The following is a 1,209-nucleotide window of genomic DNA, read 5'->3' as shown; positions in this document are numbered from 1 at the left end:
GGGGCGAGCTGTTTGAGCGGCATATTGCCGTTGTTGATGCAGCCCATCACGTCTATGCCGTAGATAAGTTCCACGAGGTCGATGGCATTGCCCGTCCATTGAAGAAGGCTGGCGGTGGTTTCTGTTGCGTTGTTGGCGGATATTAGTGGTGGCACTTGGGGCGTGGCAAGGAATTTCTGCATCTTTCTTACGAAAGACAGAGCCTTGCTGACGTAGGCGGCAATCTCTCTTTTTTCTTCTGACAGATTACGTACGGGATGGTGCTGCAACTCGATTTCGATGTAGGCAAGCGCGATGACGGTAAGGTTCATGTCCATGCCGCCGTTGCACAGTTCGATCACTTGGGTGGCGAAAGCCGTGTATGCCGTTTCCATATTGCAGTCGCCGGCTTCGTTTATCAGGCGGAAAAAGTCGGTTTCCGCCAGCAAGAAATAATTCATGGTTCTGTCAATTTTGAAAATTACACTTTGTTTTCTGCGTGCGCACATGAATATAATTGGCAAAAAACGCGGCAGAAAATAAAAAATCCAACACTCAATTTTACAAAGTGCTGGATTTCAGAGGTATAAAATTCAGTATTTTTTCACAAGGACAAATTATCTCCGACTTAAATTGTTTGTAATCGGAACATTTATTCTATTCCTGAAAATAGAAATGTATGCTTGCCGCACATTTTGGCTATCTTGCTTTTTTATCAAGGATATAGATAATGCGACATACACCGTTGGGATAGCTTTTCAAAGAGGAAAGCGTCCAGTGTTGCTCTGGCAGAGCCGACTTAAAAAAATGTCGTCCGCTTCCGGATATGAAAGGAACGGTGTATAGTATGATTTCATCCACAGCGTGCATCCGCAGCAGTCCGTTTATATAGTCTGCCGTGTCCGGTGTGGCTTCCGCGAGGTAACGGATGTTTGTGCAGTCTTTTCTCCATTCGTGCAGCATTGAAATGGAATAGTCCGGTGTCACACGGTAAAAGGCTTTCTTCCTGATTTCATCAAGACCGCAACGGTCAAGGCACAAATCCTGATGTGCTTTATCATATAACTCTGAAGAAAGACATCCGTCCATCGTCAGTACGGCGAGAATCTGAACTTTACCCATAATCGTTTCCTTTCGTTAGGCAAGGGTAAAAAAGTAGCGTGCAATTCACACTACCTTCAAGCGATGGCTCTGGTAAAGCCTTTACGGAGAGTACGTGAATGCACGCTA

The 1,209-nt window shown here is 45.3% G+C and carries 2 protein-coding genes; both read right to left on the bottom strand.

All coding sequences use genetic code 11. The annotated features are described in order from the left end of the window. Positions 1-440 (bottom strand): RteC domain-containing protein (locus tag DW033_RS23720; protein WP_118147919.1); only part of this gene is annotated, 440 nt, incomplete at its 3' end. Positions 441-678: 238 nt separating this feature from the next. Next, on the bottom strand, positions 679-1,101 hold the full coding sequence (locus DW033_RS23715; RefSeq protein ID WP_004291474.1) for a dihydrofolate reductase family protein: 423 nt from the start codon (positions 1,099-1,101) through the stop codon (positions 679-681). Between the last annotated feature and the right edge of the window lie 108 nt (positions 1,102-1,209).

This window comes from Parabacteroides sp. AF39-10AC, assembly GCF_003635405.1.
GTDB lineage: Bacteria > Bacteroidota > Bacteroidia > Bacteroidales > Tannerellaceae > Parabacteroides > Parabacteroides distasonis.
The sequence above is the reverse complement of the archived record's forward strand: the minus strand, read 5'-3'. Positions and strand labels throughout refer to the sequence as shown.